The sequence below is a fragment of the Aquisalimonas lutea genome, from assembly GCF_030409225.1.
In the GTDB taxonomy this organism is placed as follows: domain Bacteria; phylum Pseudomonadota; class Gammaproteobacteria; order Nitrococcales; family Aquisalimonadaceae; genus Aquisalimonas; species Aquisalimonas lutea.
In genome coordinates this window covers 78792-96543 of the sequence record NZ_JAUFPK010000004.1, presented here as the reverse complement: position 1 = coordinate 96543, position 17752 = coordinate 78792, and the positions used below count along the sequence as shown (strand labels likewise).

Sequence of the window (17752 nt, the reverse complement as noted above, 5' to 3'; positions counted from 1 at the left end):
GTCAATGAAAGTCCTGGTTCTCTACTACAGCACCTTCGGCAACATCTTCGACATGGCCCGCCTGGTGGCGGAAGGCGTGGAAAGCGTCGACGGCGCCGAGCCGGTTCTGCGTACCGTGCCGGAGCTCATGCCCGAGGAGGTCATCAACGGCAACGAGGGCATGAAAGCCGGCCGCGAACGGCAGAAGGATATCCCGCTGGTCACCGACGACGACTTCCGCGAGGCGGGCGCCTTCGCCTTCGGCACGCCGACGCGTTTCGGCAACATGGCCGCCCAGCTGAAGAACCGCATCGACCAGGTCAGCGCCCTGTGGATGGAAGGCGTCTTCGAGGACAAGCCGGCGGGGATGTTCGTCTCCACCGCGAGCCTGCACGGCGGCCAGGAGGCCACCATCAGCTCCAGCCTGGGCCCGCTGATGCACCTGGGGATGATTCCCGTCGGCCTGCCCTACTCCAACCAGGAGCTGTTCACCACCCAGGGCGGCGGCTCTCCGTACGGCCCCGGACACGTGGCCGGCGGCAACAACGACCGCCCCATCGACGACGAGGAAGCCGCCCTGTGCCGGGCCCTGGGGACCCGGCTGGCCCGTATCGGGCTAAAGCTCAGCGCCTGAGCAGCGGCGCCGGCGCGGCCCCGCCGGCCGCGCCGCGCGCTATGGTTGCGGGCCGGTTCCCGGTATCATACCGGCTTCAGACCACCTCGAAGGATCCCCATGGCAGCACGCCTGGATGCCCTGATTGCCGGCCAGGGCCTGACCGGTTCACTGCTGGCGTACCGCATGCATTCCCTGGGACTGGAGATCCGGATTGCCGACCCGGGTACCGAAGGCAGCGCCTCCCGGGCGGCCGCCGGCATCCTGAGCCCGTTCACCGGGCCGCGCTATCAGGCACCGATGCGCCTTGCGGCCCTGCTGGACGAGGCGGAACGCACCTATGCCGAGCTCGCGTCCGTCACCGGCCATCGACTGTTCCGGCCCATGCCCGTATGGCGCTTGCTCCAGGATGACGGTGAGCGTGAGCGCATCGCCCGGCGGCATGCCGACCACCCGGATCTGATCCCGGCGCAACCGGTGCCGGGGCGCGAGGCACCGGCCGGGACCCGTGCCCCCCTGGGGGCCGTGCCCATGCGCGGCGGCGGCCACGTGGACCTGGGACGCCTCCTCGACGGGCTCCGCGGCTGGTTCCGCGACCGGGGCCTGCTCATCGAGGAGCGTCTCGGGCCGGGGACTGTGGCGCTTCCATCGGGGGAGCCGGCGCGATGGCACGGCGCCACGGCGCAGCACGTGATCTTCTGCGAAGGTGCCGGGGCGTTCACCAATCCCTGGTGGCAATCCCTGCCGTGGCGGCGATCCCGCGGGGAGACGCTGACGCTGCGCTGTGAGCGACCCGGCGACCTGCCGCAGGCCGTCGTCACCGGGGGAGAATCCCTGGTCCCGCTGGGCGGCGATCGGTATCGCCTGGGGGCCACCTACGAACGGGGTGACGAGGTGGGCGGCCCGACCGCGGAGGCGCGGGAGAAGCTCCTGGCCGCCCTGCCCCGTCTGCTGGAGTCGCCACCCGCCGTCCGCGTCGAGGCGGGACACGCCGGCCTTCGGCCCGGCTCGCGACCCGGGCCGCCGTTCATCGGCCTGCACCCGGAGGACCCGCGTATCGGCATCGTCAACGGGTTCGGGTCACGGGGTACGCTGCTCGCCCCCTGGTACACCCGGCGCCTGGCCGACCACCTCGCCTCGGGGGCTCCCCTGCCCCGGGAGGCGGACGTACGCCAGCGAACGGACCTGCAATGAAGCCGCGCCCCCTCACCGACCTGGTCCACGAGCTGCTGGCCGCCGTCATCGAACCCGGCGAGACCGCAATCGACGCCACCGCCGGCAACGGCCACGACACGCTGTTCCTGGCCCAGGCCGTGGGTGAATCCGGGCAGGTCTACGCGCTGGACATCCAGGAGGGCGCCCTGGAGCACACGCGGGTGCGCCTGGAAACGGCCGGCGTTCAGGCGCGCGTGCGGCTCCGGGTCGCCGACCATGCGGACCTGCTGTCGGTGGTCGGCTACGAGCTGCAGGGGAAGGTGCGGGCGGTCACGTTCAACCTGGGCTATCTGCCGGGCGGCGACCGCAGCGTTGTCACCTCCCCGGCGACGACCATCCCGGCCCTGCGCACCGGCTCGACCCTGCTGGCGCCCGGAGGGCGCATGACCATTCTCGCCTACACGGGCCACGACGGCGGACGCCGCGAGACCCGTGCAGTGGAAGAGTGGTGCAACGCGCTGGGATCACCGTTCACCGTGCGGGAGGTGCGCCCGCCCGGCACCCCCGAGCGGGCACCGCGGCTGTTCCTGGTGGATCGCCGCGAGAGCCGCTAGAAAGGGTATGCGGGCTTACTTGCCCGCCGCCTCGCGCCGGGCGCGCCGGATGTTGGCGTTCTTCGGGCGCGTCTTGCCGTTGGAGCCCCGCGCGATCTTGCCCCGGCGGGACCGCTGATCACCTCGTGCCATGTAGCCTCCTGTCGAATGGGTGAATACGCTGTCGCGTAACGGATGGTACTAGCCGTGACGCGGGTATTGCCATGACCCGAAGGCATTGAAAGACTACCGGTTTCCCGGAACCGATGACCTGAGAACGCCGATGCAGCAACAAACCCTGACCGTGCCGACCGGCGGCCGCGCCCTGGTGGAGATCACCGGCGACCTGACCCGGGTACTGACCCACAGCGGCTGCCGCCAGGGGCTGTGCCACGTGTTCGTGCACCACACCAGCGCATCACTGCTGATCCAGGAGAACGCCGACCCGTCGGTGCAACGGGATCTGGAGCGCTTTCTCGCCCGGCTCGTACCGGACGGTGACCCGCTGTTCGAGCACGCCATGGAAGGCCCGGACGACATGCCCGCGCACGTGCGCAGCGCCCTGACCCAGACGGAGCTCACCATTCCGGTCACCGACGGCCGGCTGGGACTGGGAACGTGGCAAGGCGTCTACCTGTGGGAGCAGCGGCATCGTCCCCACCAGCGCCGCCTGACGGTGACCGTGCAGATGTAGCGCCGGACGCCGCGGTACCGGGCCGCTCCGGGCCGGGCCGAGTCGTGCAAGACCGGGGATCAGCTGCTCGCCGTCGCCCCGCCGGCGAGGGCGACACCGATGAGCACGGCGGCATAGTGGCAGGCGGCCGCCGACAGCACGAAGGCGTGCCAGATGGCGCGATGAAACGGCAAGCGCCGCCAGAGAAAGAAGGGCACGCCCAGGCTGTAGAGCAGTCCGCCCAGCAGGACCAGGATCAGCACGGACAGCGAGGCGGACGAGATCAGCGGCTTGAGCGCGAATACGCCGCTCCACCCCAGCAACAGATACAGTGCCACCGAGCTGCGCGGCTGCAGCGGACGGCGCCGGAACAGCCGCAGGGCCATGCCGGTACCGGCCACCAGCCAGATGAACAGGCACAGCAGCCAGCCCGTGGTGCCGCCGACCACGTGCAGCGTCAGCGGCGTATAGGTGGCCGCGATCATCAGCAGGATGCCGGCGTGATCCAGCCGCTGATACAGCCCCGCCCAGCGGGAGCGCTCGGCGAAATCGTGATTGCTGAGGGTGGAGCAGACCAGCATGCCGATGAGCCCCAGGCCGTACACCAGCAGGCTCGCCCACAGCGAAGGCGATCCCTCCGCCATGTATCCGGCAACGATGAGCAGCGCCACCAGGGCGACAATCGCCCCGCTCAACCCGATCCAGTGGACCACGCGGTCCACCCACTGCTCCGCCCGGGTGTATGCACGTACGAGCCGGCTCAACCGTATCTCCCAAGGCCTGTCGACGTCTTGACTCGGCGGATCACGTTACCACGCCTTCGTTCACGGCCCCAGCACCCCGGAGCCAATGCAATGCCGCACCGTTTTCGGCTACAGTGAAGCCGGGAGCGCTTGCGGCGCCTGGACGGTGCGGCGCGAAAGCCGGGGAGTCCTGTTGAGCGACGGTACGGTGGACACGACCTACTGGCAGCGCCTGGAAGCAATCGCGGCCGGCCACGGCGACGCGATCGCCCGGGCATTTCGTCTCCGCCCCGGTTTCCTGGAGGCGGAGGAGCTGGCCATCGTCCTCAACTTTGCCCTGGGCGGCCGGCTCGAGCGGGAGCATGGCGAGGCGTCCCCGCTTGCCGTCGAGACCGTGCTGGAGGGCCTGGCCGCCATGCCCGCGGAGCAGTGCCATCCCCGCACGGCCGTGGAGGCCCTGGCCTGGTACGACCGCGGCACCACCCAGGGCCGACGGATCCCCGACGTGCTGCGCCAGGGTGCGCTGTTCCAGCCCGCCATCGAACGGGCCTTCCGCGGTCGCCGCCGGGAACGCACGCAACGGAGCATGCGCCAGCTCATCGAGAACAACCGTAAGCTGGCCGACGCCGTGGACGAGCTGGTGGACGCCCTGGGCGAGCCCGGCAGCGGCCGGGCATCGCATGCCGCGGTACGCAGTACCATCAAGCGGATCCAGGCCATTCTGCGCTCCAGTGAATGGCACTGCCGCGCCGCCGCGGCGTGGTCCGTGAAGAACGGCTTCGCCGTGGACGGCGTCGGCCAGGCCGTCCACCGCCTGCTGCTGCAGCCGCTGCGCCGGATGGCGCGGCTCATGGAGGAGCTCGAGGAGCACCTGGAGTTGCCGCAGCGGCAGCGGTGCTCGCCGCAGATCCGGCGCATCTGCCGCCGCGTCCTGCTGGAGCTCATGGACGCCGCGGCCGTGGAGTGGGAGCGGACTCCCCCGGGTTGCAATCGCGCCCACGGCAGCACAGGATAACCGCGCAATGGACACCGGATCCCGTTAGCATCAGCGAGAGAAGCCATCATGGAGCAGGATACCCCGGCGCCCCAGGATCACCCGCTGCTTCGCGAGCTGGAGGCCGCCGCCGACGAGCTCAACAATGCCCTGAACCGGCTCGAGGACTGGCTTACCGGCTACCCCGCCGCGAGCGCCGTCGCCGGCCAGTCGTAACCCAACCATCCTCCCCGCGCCTGCTACGCTTTCAATGGAGAGCCATAGCGGTTCGGCAAGGAGGACGCACCATGACGCAGTACACGTGCACCATCGAGTTCCGGGACTGCCAATCCGGCGCCGTGCGCCATTTCGTCGAGGAGATCGACGCCGACGACCCGGATACCGCCAGCCGGACGACGGAGCGCCACTTCCACGAGCGGCATGACGGCGAGAGCGGTCCCTACGAAATCGAGCGCGTCGTGTGCATGGTGGCGCACTGACGCCGGCGGCTTGATCCAGCTCAATTGACCTGCCCCGCCCCCGCGGTATATTTCCTCCCGTGGGCGGCATCGGCTTGCGTATAACGGTTGCACGCGAGAGCATCTTGTGCCCACGCTGGTACAGGGATTCGCCCGGCGCCGACGGTGCGATACGATGCCGCACGCAGAGATTCACGAGGAGAGCGGGGCCATGGACCAACCCGTCAAGGCGGAACTCGATCTGTCACAGTTCCTGCCCTACCGGCTCAATCACCTCGCCGAGCGCATCAGCGAGGCCCTGTCCGCGATCTACGAGCAGCAGTTCGATATCGGCATCGCCGAATGGCGGGTTCTGGCCTGGCTCAGCTTCCAGGACGTGCTCACCGCCAAGCAGATCTGCGAGCACGCGCACATGGACAAGGCCCGCGTCTCGCGCGCCGTCCGGCGGCTGGAGGAGCGGGGCATTCTCTATCGCACCACCTCCGAGGAGGACCAGCGCGTGCAGTTCCTGCGGCTCACCGACCAAGGCGAGGCGCTGGTGGGCGACCTCGTCCCGGCGGCACGGTCGTGGGAGGCGCAGCTGGTGGAGACGCTCACCGCCAGGGAGTACCGGGACCTGTTCATGATCATGGGCAAGCTGGAGCGCCAGCTCAAGCGCATGGACGCCGACGACACGGACACCATGGACCAGGCCGGGTAGCGGGACGGCCCCGCTCAGTGACGGCAAAGGGCGATCAGCCGCGCCCGCGACGGGACGCCGAGCTTGGCGTAGGCACGCTTGCGATAGGTCTCCACGGTCGAGGCAGCGACATCCAGCTCCCGCGCCGCCGTCTTCACGGTGTGCCCCCGCAGAAGACACAGGCATACCTGCTGCTCGCGCTCCGACAGGTGCGCCAGCACCGCCATCTCCTCCGGTGACGCCTGCCCGCGGTCCGCGGCCACGGGCGCATAGTGGCGGCGAACCAGGCTGGCCAGCAGCGGCGCCACTTCGTTCAGCGAGGCGATGTCCGCATCGCTGAACGGCCCGTCGTCACTTCCCCGGTAGAGGTTCAGGTAGTAGACGGTCTCCGGCCCGGGGACACTCAGGGACACCTTGTCCACGAGGTCGGGGAAGGAGAAGAAGTGCGAACGGTAATCCGGCGCCATGGCCTCGGTCGCCATGCGCCGCGGCCGCACCGACGGCTCGCCGGCATGCAGCTGGCCGCGCAGCAGCGCGTAATTCGGGTCACGCCGGAAGGCACCGTCGACGTACCGCCGGGCAAGGACGTCCGCCAGGCCGGGGTCGCGCTCGTTCGCCGCCAGCAGGCACGCCACGCGGTCGTCCTCGGTGTAGGCGAAGATCATGCACTGCTCGCTGGCCGCGACGCGGCGCAACAGCGCCAGGAGGCGCTCCTCGAAGCCGGGCTCGCGCAGCGCGTCGATGCAGTGGGCGACCGCTGCCAGGAAGCCCTCCCTGCCACCGGGCGGTGCAGACGGCACTGCATCGTCGGCATTGTTCACTCCGACACCTCCTGTCCCCGCTTTTGCGGGACAGACGAACGACGCCGCGCGGATGTAGGGTACAGGCTCGATGATACGCCCGGAGGAGACGACCATGCGACCACAGGGCCGCGCCGCGTACGAGTCGCTGTATTTCGACTATCCCCACTACCCGTTCGTGCACCCGCCCGAGCTGGACGGGACCCGGGTGCAGCACCGCGTCGCCATCGCCGGTGCCGGCCCGGTCGGGGTCACTGCGGCGCTGGAGCTTGCGCGCCAGGGCATCGCGTCCGTGGTCCTGGACGACAAGAGCACGGTCAACGACGGCAGCCGGGCGATCTGCATCTCCCGCCACAGCCTGGAGATCCTGCAGCAGCTGGGCGTCTCGGGGCGCTTCACCGGCAAGGCACTGGGCTGGCAGTACGGGCGCACCTATTTCCGCGACCGGCAGATCTTCCGCCTGGCGATGGCGCACTCGGAGAACGAGCGGTTCATGCCGATGTACAACCTGCAGCAGCAGTACATCGAGCTGTTCCTCATCGAGCGCGCCATGGCCACCGGCCTCGTCGACATCCGCTGGCAGAGCGAGGTGACGGGCGTGTCGACGGGCCCCGGCGGCGTGGCACTGGAGGTGAGCACGCCGGAAGGCGCCTATACCCTCGACAGCGAGTACCTCCTGGCCGCCGACGGCGCGCGCAGCATCGTCCGCCGCTCCCTCGGGCTGGGCCTCCACGGCGAGGCCTACGAGGGCCGATACGTGATCGCCGACGTACGCATGCAGTCGGACTTCCCCACGGAGCGGCGGGCGTTCTTCAACCCCCCGGCCCTGCCGGACACCACCGTGCTCGTGCACAAGCAGCCGGACGCCATCTGGCGCATCGACTACCAGCTGTCACCGGGCGAGGACCCGGACGACGCCGTGCGGGAAGACCGCATCCGCGAGCGCGTGGGCGCCATCATCGCCATGCTCGGCGAAGCGGATACCTGGGAGCTCGAATGGTGGAGCCTCTACAAGGCGTACACCCTGGCGCTGGACGACTACCGCCACGGACAGGTGCTGTTCATCGGCGACGCCGCCCATCTGGTGCCCATTTTCGGCGTACGCGGGCTGAACAACGGCCTGGCCGATGCCGTCGATGCCGGGTGGAAGCTCGCCTGGGTACTGCACGGCTGGGCCGAAGACGGGCTCCTGGACAGCTATTCGCCGGAGCGGCGCGGGGCGACCATGGACGTCTTCGCCAACGCCGGCCGCAGCACCCGGTTCATGACGCCGCCGAGCCGCGGCTACCGGCTCATGCGCGACGCCGCCCTGTCCCTGGCGCTGAGCTGCGACTGGGCGGGCGGCTTCGCCAACCCGCGCCAGGTCACTCCGTATACCTACGCGGACAGCCCCATTACCAGCCACCGGCAGCGCGACGACGCGTTCCCGGCAGGACCGATCGCCGGCGCGCCCCTGGTGAACCGCAGGCTCGGCGCCGACGACTACCTGCTCGACCACCTGGGGAACGGCCTCAACGGCCTCTATTTCACCGCCGACGGTGACGTGCCGGACAACCACCGGGAACTCCTGGAGGAGCTCGCCGGTGCCGCGATGCCCTTCCGGTGCCTGACCATCAGCCGCGCATCCTGTGATGCGACACCCGGCCCGACGCTGGTGGATCCCGACGGCAGCGTGTTCCATGCCTACGGCGCCGTTTCCGGAACGTTCTACCTGGTCCGGCCCGACCGCCATATCGCCGCCCGGTGGCGCGAGCTGGCGCCCGCGGAAGTCCGGGACGCACTGGCCACCCTGAAAGGAGGGAACAAGCAATGAGCGAAACCCCTGCAACCCTGCCCTTCGCCGACCTGGAAACGGCCTACGAGACCATCGCGGAGACCATCGACGCCCTGCCCGAGGACCGGGAACGGCTGTTCCTGGCCAAGCTCTGCCTGGCGCTGGCCCATCGGGTGGGCGATCCGGCGCAGGTCGACGCGGCGATCAGCGAGGCGAGGGAGAACCTCGAGGCGTGATACCTGGTGCTCGCGGCACGGTCACCACGCCCCGAAGATATAGCCCCGCTCCCGGGCCTTGCCCGTGAGACTCGCCACGCGCTCGTTGGAGACGGTGATGCGGGTACGCCGTCGCTCCATCCAGGAGAACAGGCGATCCGCCATGTCCCGGAGAATGCCGGAGTATTCCGGTTCATTCGCGAGGTCCCGGTGCTCCCCCGGATCGTTGTGGAGATCGAAAAGCTGCGGCCGGAAGCCGCGGTAATGCACATACTTCCACTGCTCCGTGCGCAGCATCGTCGTGCGCGCCGCATCCGGCTCGACGCCGAGGGTGTTCCTGGCATGCCGCCAGGCATAGTCCATTTCCGACACCACGGCATCACGCCAGTTGTCGCCGGGATCCTCGCCGCGCAGCAGGGGGGCGAGAGAGCGGCCTTCCAGAACATGGTCCAGGTTGGGGCCACCGGCCAGGTCCACGAACGTCGGCGCCAGATCGATGGCTTCCACCAGGGCATCGCTCTGCCCCCGGACACCGCCGGGCATGCGAATCAGCAGGGGAATGCGCTCGGCCTCCTCGTACATCAGGTCCTTCTCGCCGAGCCAGTGATCGCCCAGGAAATCCCCGTGATCACTGGTGAGGACAATCACGGTGTTCTCCATCAGCCCCTTTTCCCGGAGGTATGCGAACAGCCTCGCAAGCTCGTCATCGAGCTGCGTGATCATGCCCATGTAGGTCGGTATGACCCGTTCGCGCACGGAGTCATCGGAGAAGTTCCGGCTCTCCTCGTGCTGCCGGAAGGCCGCCACCACCGGGTGCTCGTTTTTCCTCTCCATCTCGCTGCGGTTGGGCGGCTTGATGTCTTCCGGCCCGTACATGTCGTGATAAGGGGCCGGCGCCATATACGGCCAGTGCGGCTTGATGTAGCTGAGGTGCAGACACCAGGGCTGATCGCCGGCTTCGCTGATGAAATCCATGGCGCGGTCGGTCATGTAGGCCGTCTCGGAGTCTTCCGCGGGCACGCGGGCCGGACGATGCGCATTGCGCAGGTACCAGCCGCTGGCGACGTCGCCGCTCCCATCGTCCGCGGCGTTGGCGTAGTCGTGCCATGGATTGTCGCCTTCGTAGCCCTTCGCGCGCAGATAGCGGTTGTAGGCGAGATCCGGATCCGCCGACTGATCCGGGTGCAGTCCGTCGTCCCGCTCATAGGGCTCGAAGCCGCACTCCGCCGCCAGCACGCCGCGGCTCGACCCGGGATCCACCCCGAGCCGTTCCATGCCCTCGATATCGGCACGCATGTGCGTCTTGCCGACCAGCGCGACCCGGTAGCCGAGCGGACGCAGATGATCCCCCAGCGTCGGCTCCCCGACCCGCAGCGGCACATTATTATAGGTGGCGCCATGGTTGATCACGTACCGTCCGGTGTAGAAGGACATGCGCGACGGGCCGCAAACCGGGGCCTGAACGAAAGCACGGTTGAACTGCATGCCCTCGGATGCAAACCCGTCGATGGTGGGCGTCCTGATCGTCGGGTGTCCGGTGCAGCCGAGGTAATCGGCCCGCAGCTGATCCGCCATAATGAAGAGAAAGTTCGGTTTCATCGCGTCAACTCCTGCGCCGGGAGAAGGCCCGGCGCATACTCGTTCGTTCGATCGACCAGTCGCCCTCCCAAAGGCGGGCGAGGACGACCGGCAACCGCCGTGGCTTCACTCCGCCTTCGCGGCCTCGGGAATCTCCAGGCCGCGCTCCTCGTAATACCGCTGAGCACCGGGATGCAGCGGGGTATTGATATCAATCAACGCCCGCTCGAGGGTGATGTTCTGTAGAAGCGGCAGATTCTCGGCGCGCGCATCAATGTTCTCCCAGAAGGCCCTGGTCATCTCGTAGATTGCTTCCTCCGGCATATCGGCGTTGGTCACGACCCCCACGGTAACGGCCAGGGTCAGAATATCGCCCGCCGCGACCTGGCCCTCGCCGTAGCTGCCGGCCGGGATCTCGCCGAGCCGGAACCCGGCCCGGGCGACCGCCGGCCCGAGCGCCTCGGCCGTACCCATCTCCTGCGGAATACCCAGCAGCCGGATGTCATTGGTCATCGCGATCTGCTCGATGACAGGACTGGGTGGCAAGGTCGGATTGAAGTAGACATCGATATGGCCGTCCTGGAAGCTCTGGGCGGCCGCGTCCCATCCGAGACTCACCACCTCGTAGTCCTCATCGCGCTGGTATCCGGTAATCGCCTCGATGAGCAGGCTGGTGGACTGCTGCGCCGCGCCGCCCGGAGGTCCCAGGAAGACACGCTTGCCCTTGATATCGTCGTACGACTCGATTCCCGAGTCGGCAAAGGTAACGGCGTGGTAGAAGCCCATGGGGAAGTTGAAGACCGTGCGCAGGTTCTCCGCGAGCCGGCCGACACCCTGCATCCCCTCGTACGGGCCGGTCTCGGTCGCCATCATGTGGTAGAGGTTCGGGGACGACATGAAGAAGTGGGTGTCGCCGCGCGCGGTCTGCACCGCGTGCCGGGTTGCGGCCCCGGTGGCATTGACCTGGATGTCGTAGTCCTCCACCTCCGCGTTGACGATGTTCGCGAACGTGTTCATGACGATGTACGGGGACGTGCCCGGTCCGAGCGTGGATAGACGCAGGTCCTGGGCGGCACCCGCCGCGGTGGCACAGGCGATCGTGGACGCCGCCAGGGCGGCGACCGCGCCGCGGCGGACACCTTTGGCAAGAATTGAATGGATCATGGTTCTCCTCCAGCAGTCGTTGCGTTGTGTTGGTCGCCGTCCGTAGCCGGTACTTCCCTTCCCGTTCGGTGGCGCCAGGGCCACTCCGGATCACAGCCCCCGGACCGCCCTACGGGCAGATCGACGGCGAATGAGCCAGACCGCCTCCAGACCGGCGATCAATAGCAGCACGGCCACGTGGAGCGGCCAGACGGGCATGACCAGCGCGATGGCACCGCCCGCGCCGAAGAACGCCCACCAGGGCCCCCTGGCGCCAAAGAAGGCGAGCAGCCACGCCGCCACGCCCAGCCGCGCCAGAACCCAGATCAGCTCCAGCCACGAGAAATCGCTGATGAGCAGCAGCGACGGGCTGTAGGCAAAGGCAAAGGGGACCAGGAAGCCGACCAGCGCGAGCCGCGCGGCGGTGAAACTGATTCCCATGGGATTGGCGTCGGCGATGGGTGCGGCCGCATAGGCCGCCAGGGCGACCGGGGGTGTGATGGCCGACATGACCGCGAAATACACCACGAACATGTGCGCCGCGATGGTTGGCACGCCCAGAGCCTCCACGGCCGGCCCCATCACCAGGATGATAATCAGGTAGGCAGGCACGGTCGGCATGCCCATTCCCAGAATCAGGCAACTGAGCGCCATCAGCAGGAGCGAAAGGAACAGCGAGCCGTCCGCCAGGGACTGCGCCGCCGAGGCGAAACGCAGGCCGAGGCCCGTGGCATTCATTACGCCGACGATCACCCCCACCGCGGCAACGGCCACCAGAATCGTGGCACCGGCACCGGCGGCACGGTTGACCGCTCCGGTCAAAGCGGCCAGCGAGCGCGCCTTCGGGTTCAGTACCAATCCCATGGCCAATGCAACGCCAATGGCGAGAAAGCCGGAGCGGGCCGGCGAGAAGCCGGCAACCAGCATGCCGATGATCACCGCCAGGGGGATCACGAACACCAGCGACATCACCCAGTCACCCGCGGTAAGGGCAGGCAGGTCCCTGCGGTCCGGGCGCTCGATTCCGGCGCGGCGCGCCTCCACGCTGATGCACGCCAGCAGGCTGCCGTAGTACAGAAGCGCCGGGAGCAGAGCGGCGACGCAGATATACAGGTACGGCACTCCGGTAAGGTCGGCCATGATGAACGCCACCGCGCCCATGATGGGTGGCATGATTTGGCCGCCACTCGAGGCCGCGGTTTCCACCGCTCCGGCGAAGCGCCCGGAAAAGCCCGAGCGCTTGATCATGGGGATGGTGACGACCCCGGTACCCACGACATTGGCGACGGCGCTCCCGGAGACCGAGCCGAACAGGGCGCTGGCAAGCACTGCCGCGTGCGCGGCGCCGCCACGCAACCAGCCCAGGCCCCGGAGAGCCAGTTTCAGCAGGACATCCCCCACCCCGAGCGCCTCGAGCAGGGCCCCGAAGATGATGAACACCAGGATGGTTCCCACGACCACCGCCAGGGGACGCCCGAATACCCCGTCAAAGCTGTACCACAGGGTCAGCGTCAGGTCGTCGAGCGTAACCCCGGCATGGCTGAGCATGCCCCCGACAGAGTCGCCGAAGAGCGCATAGATCAGGGCGATCACGCAGATCAGAACCAGCGGCAGGCCGACCGCCCGGCGCGCCATCTCCAGCAGGACGAGGACGGCACCGACGCCGAAGACCACATCGATGGGCACAAGGAAATACAGCCCCACCTGGAGCTGCTCGGCAATCATTGCGTAACGCACCATGGCAGCGACGAACACCGCCATGAGGACCCAGTCGGTGACCCGCTTCGCCGGATGTTCGCGCTCACGGGGCTGGACGAGCAGCAACAGCACACCCAGGGCGAGCCCACCGACGCGGACCAGGGTATCGTCGTAGACACCGAAGCGTGCCGTGTAGAGGGCACCAGCGATCAACGCCAGCGCCAGTGCCAGATAGGCGGCGTGGCGGACATGCCCCATGGCCCACGGAATCCAGTTCGCGCTGGGCATATCTGCTTCTCCTCCGGCCCTTGCTGCAGGGCGAATATAATTGTCCCTGCAACTTTCCGCGGATGATCTGTCGCTGTACAGTCGAGTGGTTCACCTGGTGAACCACTCGAGGGGGTGATCGGATATGGTCAAGAGCATCCGGGCCGTTGCGCGCGGGCTGGCGATCCTCGAGGTGCTTGCCGAGGCCGATTCCCTGTCCCTGCAGGAAATCCAGGGATATACCGGTCTGGCAAAGGCGACCACGCTCCGCCTGCTGGTGACCCTCACGGAACAGGGATGGGTCTATCGCGGTCTCGGAGACGGTCGCTACCGGCTCCGCGCCGAGCTAACCATCCGCACCCGGGTTCCCGCTTCGTTCGAGCGCATGGGCGAGATCGCCGGACCCTTGCTGGCCGGCATCCAGAAGCAGACCGGCTGGCCCTCGGACATCGCGGTCCGCGAAGACAACCGCATGCGCATCCTGGAGACGAGCCGCGGGGTCAGTTTCGTCCTGAACTACCGGGTGGTTGGCTTTCGCCCGCACATGCTCTGGTCCGCCCTGGGAAGGGCGTACCTCGCCTACTGTCCGAGCGACGAGCGCGAGGAGCTGGTAGCACGGCTGTCGCGCTCGGAAGACAAGCAGGACCGAACAGCCGGACTCACGGGCTGGGTCGACAAGCTGGTCGCATCCATACGCAACCAGGGATATGCGCACCGCGAACCGGGCTACTGGGGTCACGCAGCCCCGGTCCCCGAAGCCCCGCTCGCCATCGCGGTGCCGGTGATGCGGGACGGACGTGTTCTGGCGACGATCAATATCGTCTGGCCGCCAGCGGCCATGACGGTGGCAACCGCCGCCAGCCAGTACCTGGGGCTGCTCCTGGAAACGGCGGAGGCTCTCGGCGAGCGCCTCTAGGGAAACGCTGAACGATTCCCGGGACCGCGGGACGGCCCCGGGTGTACTCGCTCACGACTGCAGCGCCGCCCATACCTCGCGGTCCCGCTCGGCGGTCCACACGCGCGGCGTATCGATCTCCAGCGCCTCGTCGTAGGCGCGGGCCACGTTGAACGGCAGGCAGTGCTCGTAGATGGCGTAATCCTTGAAGCGGTCGTCGCACGCCTTGCGGCAGGCCGCCATGGCCTCCTTCAGGGTGCCGCCGCGATGCGCCACCTCGGCCACCGGCTCGTAGGTCCGGGTGAGGAAATCCCGGGTCAGGCTGACGGCCTCCTGGACCTTGTCCTCGCCCACGAGGGCGTCGCCCCGGCCCGGCACCAGGGCCCGCGGCCGGTAGCCGGCGATACGGTCCAGCGTCGCCGGCCAGTCCTTGAAGTGGGCGTCGCCGCAATAGCAGGCGGAGTAGTACTCGACGATATCACCGGAGAACATCACCCCGGAGTCGGGGACGTGGACGACGACATCACCGGCGGTATGCGCCCGGCCCAGGTGCATCAGGTCCACGCGGCGGCTGCCCAGGTACACGGTCATGTGCTCCCGGAAGGTCATGGTGGGCCAGGTCAGCCCGGGAATGCTGTCCGCCCCCTGGAACAGGCGCGGGAAGCGACCGAACTCGCTGTCCCAGTCCTCCTTGCCCCGCTCGGCGATCATGCCGCGGCACTTGGCCGAGGTGATGATCTCGCCGGCGTCGTAGGCGGACGCTCCCAGCACGCGCACGGCGTGATAGTGCGACAGGACCACGTACTTGATGGGCTTGTCCGTGACGCTGCGGACCCGCTCGATGACCTTCTGGGCCATCGCCGGCGTCGCCTGGGCGTCGACGATCATGACGCTGTCGTCGCCGATGATGACCCCGGTATTGGGATCGCCCTCGGCGGTGAAGGCATACAGGCCCTCGCCGATTTCCTTGAAGGAGATGGTCTTTTCCTTGGTGTCGCCTTGCGACGCGAATGTCTTGCTCATTGCTCTTTCGCCATGGGTCGAAGGTGCATGAATCAGCGTCAGCCCCGATAGGGCTCGACGGTCTGGTCGATGGCGCCGAAAACGGAGCGCCCGCTGCGGTCGTTCATCTCCATGCGCACGCGGTCGCCGTACTGCAGGAAGCCGGTCTTCGGCTCGCCGTGCTCGATGGTCTCGATCATGCGGAGCTCGGCGATGCACGAGTACCCTACTCCGCCCTTCGTGATGGGCTTGCCGGGAGCGTCGTCGAGCTTGTTGGACACGGTGCCGGAGCCCACGATGCTGCCCGCCGAAAGCTGCCGCGTGCGGGCCGCATGGGCGATGAGCGTGGGGAAGTCGAAGGTCATGTCGATACCGGCCTCGGCACGGCCGAAGGGCTCGCCGTTGAGATCGACACTGAGCGGCAGATGGACCTTGCCGCCGTCCCAGGCGTCGCCGAGGGCATCCGGGGTGACGGCCACCGGCGAGAAGGCGGACGAGGGCTTGGACTGGAAGAAACCGAAGCCCTTGCCCAGCTCGCCGGGAATGAGGCCGCGCAGGGAGACGTCGTTGACCAGCATTACCAGCCGGATGGCGTCCCGGGCCTGCTCGTAGCTGGCCCCCATGGGGACGTCGTCGACGACAACGGCGACCTCGCCCTCCATGTCGATCCCCCAGGCGGTATCCGCCATGCGGATGGGCGCACGGGGCGCCAGGAAGCTGTCCGAGCCGCCCTGGTACATCAGGGGATCGGTCCAGAAGCTCTGGGGCATCTCGGCGCCCCGGGCCTTGCGCACCAGCTCCACGTGGTTCACGTACGCCGAGCCGTCGGCCCACTGGTACGCCCGCGGCAGCGGGGAATGCATGGCCTGCTCCGAGAACGGCTCCGAGTCGATGCTGCCGTCCTCCAGCGCCCGGTAGCGCTCCCGCAGCCTGCCTTCCAGGCTCGCCCAGTCATCCAGGGCCGCCTGCAGCGTCGGCGCAATGTCGGCAACGCGGGTCTGCCGCTGGAGCGCACTGTCCACGAGAACCAGGGCACCGTCACGGCTGCCGTCGTTCAGTGTTGCGAGTTTCATGCAGAACTCCTTGCTCGCTGTATCGATTACTTGATGCCCGGGGTGCCGTCGAACTTGCGCTCGAGACCACGCCAGCAATCGGCGTAGTTGTCCTGCCGGACCTCAAGATTAGCAGCGTACCGGGTGACATGCTGCGGGAAGCGGGTCTCGAACATGAACGCCATGGTGTTCTCGAGCTTCTCCGGCTTCAGCTCGGCGTTGCTGGCGTGCTCGAACGCGTCGCGATCCGGCCCGTGGGGCAGCATGCAGTTGTGCAGGCTCATGCCCCCCGGCTTGAAGCCCTCGGGCTTGGCATCGTAGACGCCCAGGATCAGCCCCATGAACTCCGACATGATGTTGCGGTGATACCAGGGCGGGCGGAAGGTGTTCTCCGCCACCAGCCAGCGGTCCGGGAACAGGATGAAGTCCACGTTGGCGGTGCCCGGCGTCTCGGACGGCGCGGTGAGCACGGTGAAAATGGACGGGTCCGGATGGTCGAACAGGATTGCGCCCACCGGCGAGAACGTCCGCAGGTCGTAGGCATACGGCACGTAGTTGCCGTGCCAGGCCACCACGTCCAGGGGCGAATGATCGATGGCCGCCTGGTGGAAGCTGCCGCCCCATTTGATGACAATGCGCCCGTCGATGCCCTCGCGATCCTCGTAGGCGGCCACCGGCGTCTTGAAGTCGCGCGGGTTCGCCAGGCAGTTGGCGCCGATGGGACCGCGGTCCGGCAGGGTGAACGTGCCGCCGTAGTTCTCGCACACGTAGCCGCGGGCCGCGGCGTCGATCAACTCGACCTTGAACATCATGCCCCGGGGAATCACGGCGATGTCCCCCGGACCGATTTCCATCCGGCCCATCTCGGTGAAGATCCGGATGGCGCCCTCCTGCGGGACGATCAGCATCTCGGCGTCGGCATTGTTGAAATAGTCCGTGTCCATGGACCGGTTCACCAGGTAGACGTGACTGGCCATGCCGGCCTGCCCGTCACTGTCGCCGCACGTGGTGATGGTGCGCATGCCGGTGATGAAATCCAGGGGGCCCTCCGGAATCGGGATCGGGTCCCAGCGCAGCTGTTGCAGCGGCAGCTCGGAGTCGTCCTTGCACGGCGCCGAGCGCCAGTACGGCATGTCGATACGCTGAAACTTGGTTGCGTGGCGCACGGACGGCCGCATCCGGTAGAGCCAGGAACGCTCGTTCTCCGTTCGCGGAGCCGTGAACGGGGAGCCGGACAGCTGCTCGGCGTACAGCCCGTAGTCGCATTTCTGCGGCGAGTTCATGCCCTGCGGCAGGGCGCCCGGCAGGGCCTCGGTCTCGAAATCGTTGCCGAAGCCCGGCATGTAGGTGAGGGTCTCTGCGCTCTCGGTGAGCACGCGGCGTTGTGCAGACATCGGTTCCTCCACTTCTTGTCGCAGCCGCAGTGACGCGGGTTGCATTC

At 67.9% G+C, this 17752-nt stretch carries 20 protein-coding genes; 11 read left to right on the top strand and 9 right to left on the bottom strand.

Annotated features, from left to right (window positions below):
* Positions 1-4 precede the first annotated feature (4 nt).
* The 3 genes from wrbA (at position 5) to mnmM (ending at position 2361) form a co-directional block, all read left to right on the top strand.
* Entirely contained in the window at positions 5-613 is a 609-nt protein-coding gene (gene wrbA / locus QWY84_RS11570; protein ID WP_290202866.1) for an NAD(P)H:quinone oxidoreductase, read from the top strand.
* 99 nt (positions 614-712) lie between these two features.
* Positions 713-1786: an NAD(P)/FAD-dependent oxidoreductase gene (locus QWY84_RS11565; RefSeq protein WP_290202865.1), complete on the top strand. Its 1074-nt coding sequence runs from the start codon at positions 713-715 to the stop codon at positions 1784-1786.
* Complete coding sequence (gene mnmM, locus QWY84_RS11560) at positions 1783-2361, top strand: tRNA 5-(aminomethyl)-2-thiouridylate-methyltransferase MnmM (RefSeq protein ID WP_290202864.1); 579 nt, start codon at positions 1783-1785, stop codon at positions 2359-2361. Before QWY84_RS11565 ends, mnmM begins: the two co-directional genes overlap by 4 nt.
* 15 nt (positions 2362-2376) lie before the next feature.
* Here mnmM and QWY84_RS11555 read toward each other — a convergent pair whose 3' ends face one another.
* Positions 2377-2493: a 30S ribosomal protein THX gene (locus QWY84_RS11555; protein ID WP_290202863.1), complete on the bottom strand. Its 117-nt coding sequence runs from the start codon at positions 2491-2493 to the stop codon at positions 2377-2379.
* 130 nt (positions 2494-2623) lie between these two features.
* Here QWY84_RS11555 and QWY84_RS11550 point away from each other — a divergent pair, with 130 nt between their 5' ends.
* Positions 2624-3034 carry a secondary thiamine-phosphate synthase enzyme YjbQ gene (locus QWY84_RS11550; RefSeq protein ID WP_290202862.1) on the top strand — a complete coding sequence of 137 codons (411 nt, stop codon included), beginning with the start codon at positions 2624-2626 and terminating at the stop codon, positions 3032-3034.
* 59 nt (positions 3035-3093) lie between these two features.
* Here QWY84_RS11550 and trhA read toward each other — a convergent pair whose 3' ends face one another.
* Positions 3094-3777, bottom strand: a complete 684-nt coding sequence (gene trhA, locus QWY84_RS11545) for a PAQR family membrane homeostasis protein TrhA (RefSeq protein ID WP_290202861.1) — start codon at positions 3775-3777, stop codon at positions 3094-3096.
* A gap of 172 nt (positions 3778-3949) precedes the next feature.
* Here trhA and QWY84_RS11540 point away from each other — a divergent pair, with 172 nt between their 5' ends.
* From QWY84_RS11540 to QWY84_RS11525, 4 genes are all read left to right on the top strand, one after another.
* Complete coding sequence (locus tag QWY84_RS11540; RefSeq protein WP_290202860.1) at positions 3950-4771, top strand: hypothetical protein; 822 nt, start codon at positions 3950-3952, stop codon at positions 4769-4771.
* Between the two features lie 48 nt (positions 4772-4819).
* Positions 4820-4966 (top strand): hypothetical protein, encoded by a 147-nt coding sequence (locus tag QWY84_RS11535; protein WP_290202859.1) that lies wholly within the window; start codon positions 4820-4822, stop codon positions 4964-4966.
* A 71-nt stretch (positions 4967-5037) separates the two neighbouring features.
* Positions 5038-5229: a hypothetical protein gene (locus tag QWY84_RS11530; RefSeq protein WP_290202858.1), complete on the top strand. Its 192-nt coding sequence runs from the start codon at positions 5038-5040 to the stop codon at positions 5227-5229.
* A gap of 190 nt (positions 5230-5419) precedes the next feature.
* Complete coding sequence (locus tag QWY84_RS11525; protein WP_290202857.1) at positions 5420-5908, top strand: MarR family winged helix-turn-helix transcriptional regulator; 489 nt, start codon at positions 5420-5422, stop codon at positions 5906-5908.
* 14 nt (positions 5909-5922) lie between these two features.
* Here the strand turns inward: QWY84_RS11525 and QWY84_RS11520 are convergent, their stop codons facing one another.
* On the bottom strand, positions 5923-6708 hold the full coding sequence (locus QWY84_RS11520; RefSeq protein ID WP_290202855.1) for a helix-turn-helix transcriptional regulator: 786 nt from the start codon (positions 6706-6708) through the stop codon (positions 5923-5925).
* Positions 6709-6802: 94 nt separating this feature from the next.
* Here QWY84_RS11520 and QWY84_RS11515 point away from each other — a divergent pair, with 94 nt between their 5' ends.
* Entirely contained in the window at positions 6803-8500 is a 1698-nt protein-coding gene (locus QWY84_RS11515) for an FAD-dependent monooxygenase (RefSeq protein ID WP_290202853.1), read from the top strand.
* Complete coding sequence (locus QWY84_RS11510; RefSeq protein ID WP_290202852.1) at positions 8497-8697, top strand: DUF2783 domain-containing protein; 201 nt, start codon at positions 8497-8499, stop codon at positions 8695-8697. The genes QWY84_RS11515 and QWY84_RS11510 overlap by 4 nt, the downstream gene beginning before the upstream one ends.
* Positions 8698-8718: 21 nt before the next feature.
* On the opposite strand, the gene QWY84_RS11505 is transcribed toward QWY84_RS11510, so the two are convergent.
* The 3 genes from QWY84_RS11505 to QWY84_RS11495 form a co-directional block, all read right to left on the bottom strand.
* Complete coding sequence (locus tag QWY84_RS11505; RefSeq protein WP_290202850.1) at positions 8719-10275, bottom strand: alkaline phosphatase family protein; 1557 nt, start codon at positions 10273-10275, stop codon at positions 8719-8721.
* A gap of 105 nt (positions 10276-10380) precedes the next feature.
* Positions 10381-11418 (bottom strand): TAXI family TRAP transporter solute-binding subunit, encoded by a 1038-nt coding sequence (locus tag QWY84_RS11500; RefSeq protein WP_290202848.1) that lies wholly within the window; start codon positions 11416-11418, stop codon positions 10381-10383.
* Between the two features lie 90 nt (positions 11419-11508).
* On the bottom strand, positions 11509-13383 hold the full coding sequence (locus QWY84_RS11495; protein ID WP_290202846.1) for a TRAP transporter permease: 1875 nt from the start codon (positions 13381-13383) through the stop codon (positions 11509-11511).
* A 124-nt stretch (positions 13384-13507) separates the two neighbouring features.
* Between QWY84_RS11495 and QWY84_RS11490 the strand changes: the two genes are divergently transcribed.
* Entirely contained in the window at positions 13508-14278 is a 771-nt protein-coding gene (locus tag QWY84_RS11490; protein ID WP_290202844.1) for a helix-turn-helix domain-containing protein, read from the top strand.
* A gap of 51 nt (positions 14279-14329) precedes the next feature.
* Here the strand turns inward: QWY84_RS11490 and QWY84_RS11485 are convergent, their stop codons facing one another.
* From QWY84_RS11485 to hmgA, 3 genes are read right to left on the bottom strand one after another with little or no spacing between them, the layout of a single operon-like run.
* Positions 14330-15280, bottom strand: coding sequence for an MBL fold metallo-hydrolase (locus QWY84_RS11485; RefSeq protein ID WP_290202842.1), 951 nt, complete (start codon positions 15278-15280; stop codon positions 14330-14332).
* Positions 15281-15318: 38 nt separating this feature from the next.
* The gene (locus tag QWY84_RS11480) at positions 15319-16332 is read right to left on the bottom strand and encodes a fumarylacetoacetate hydrolase family protein (RefSeq protein WP_290202840.1); all 1014 of its coding nucleotides are present in this window, start codon (positions 16330-16332) and stop codon (positions 15319-15321) included.
* 26 nt (positions 16333-16358) lie between these two features.
* Positions 16359-17705 carry a homogentisate 1,2-dioxygenase gene (gene hmgA, locus QWY84_RS11475; protein ID WP_290202839.1) on the bottom strand — a complete coding sequence of 449 codons (1347 nt, stop codon included), beginning with the start codon at positions 17703-17705 and terminating at the stop codon, positions 16359-16361.
* Positions 17706-17752 lie beyond the last annotated feature (47 nt).

Bases quoted from the DNA above. Each gene is read 5' to 3' on its own strand.
- QWY84_RS11525 (WP_290202857.1), top strand. From the start codon at position 5,420: ATGGACCAACCCGTCAAGGCGGAACTCGATCTGTCACAGTTCCTGCCC.
- mnmM (WP_290202864.1), top strand. From the start codon at position 1,783: ATGAAGCCGCGCCCCCTCACCGACCTGGTCCACGAGCTGCTGGCCGCC.
- wrbA (WP_290202866.1), top strand. From the start codon at position 5: ATGAAAGTCCTGGTTCTCTACTACAGCACCTTCGGCAACATCTTCGAC.
- QWY84_RS11500 (WP_290202848.1), bottom strand. From the start codon at position 11,418: ATGATCCATTCAATTCTTGCCAAAGGTGTCCGCCGCGGCGCGGTCGCC.
- QWY84_RS11490 (WP_290202844.1), top strand. From the start codon at position 13,508: ATGGTCAAGAGCATCCGGGCCGTTGCGCGCGGGCTGGCGATCCTCGAG.
- QWY84_RS11530 (WP_290202858.1), top strand. From the start codon at position 5,038: ATGACGCAGTACACGTGCACCATCGAGTTCCGGGACTGCCAATCCGGC.
- QWY84_RS11550 (WP_290202862.1), top strand. From the start codon at position 2,624: ATGCAGCAACAAACCCTGACCGTGCCGACCGGCGGCCGCGCCCTGGTG.
- QWY84_RS11485 (WP_290202842.1), bottom strand. From the start codon at position 15,280: ATGAGCAAGACATTCGCGTCGCAAGGCGACACCAAGGAAAAGACCATC.
- QWY84_RS11535 (WP_290202859.1), top strand. From the start codon at position 4,820: ATGGAGCAGGATACCCCGGCGCCCCAGGATCACCCGCTGCTTCGCGAG.
- QWY84_RS11565 (WP_290202865.1), top strand. From the start codon at position 713: ATGGCAGCACGCCTGGATGCCCTGATTGCCGGCCAGGGCCTGACCGGT.
- QWY84_RS11515 (WP_290202853.1), top strand. From the start codon at position 6,803: ATGCGACCACAGGGCCGCGCCGCGTACGAGTCGCTGTATTTCGACTAT.
- hmgA (WP_290202839.1), bottom strand. From the start codon at position 17,705: ATGTCTGCACAACGCCGCGTGCTCACCGAGAGCGCAGAGACCCTCACC.
- QWY84_RS11510 (WP_290202852.1), top strand. From the start codon at position 8,497: ATGAGCGAAACCCCTGCAACCCTGCCCTTCGCCGACCTGGAAACGGCC.
- QWY84_RS11480 (WP_290202840.1), bottom strand. From the start codon at position 16,332: ATGAAACTCGCAACACTGAACGACGGCAGCCGTGACGGTGCCCTGGTT.
- QWY84_RS11495 (WP_290202846.1), bottom strand. From the start codon at position 13,383: ATGCCCAGCGCGAACTGGATTCCGTGGGCCATGGGGCATGTCCGCCAC.
- QWY84_RS11555 (WP_290202863.1), bottom strand. From the start codon at position 2,493: ATGGCACGAGGTGATCAGCGGTCCCGCCGGGGCAAGATCGCGCGGGGC.
- QWY84_RS11505 (WP_290202850.1), bottom strand. From the start codon at position 10,275: ATGAAACCGAACTTTCTCTTCATTATGGCGGATCAGCTGCGGGCCGAT.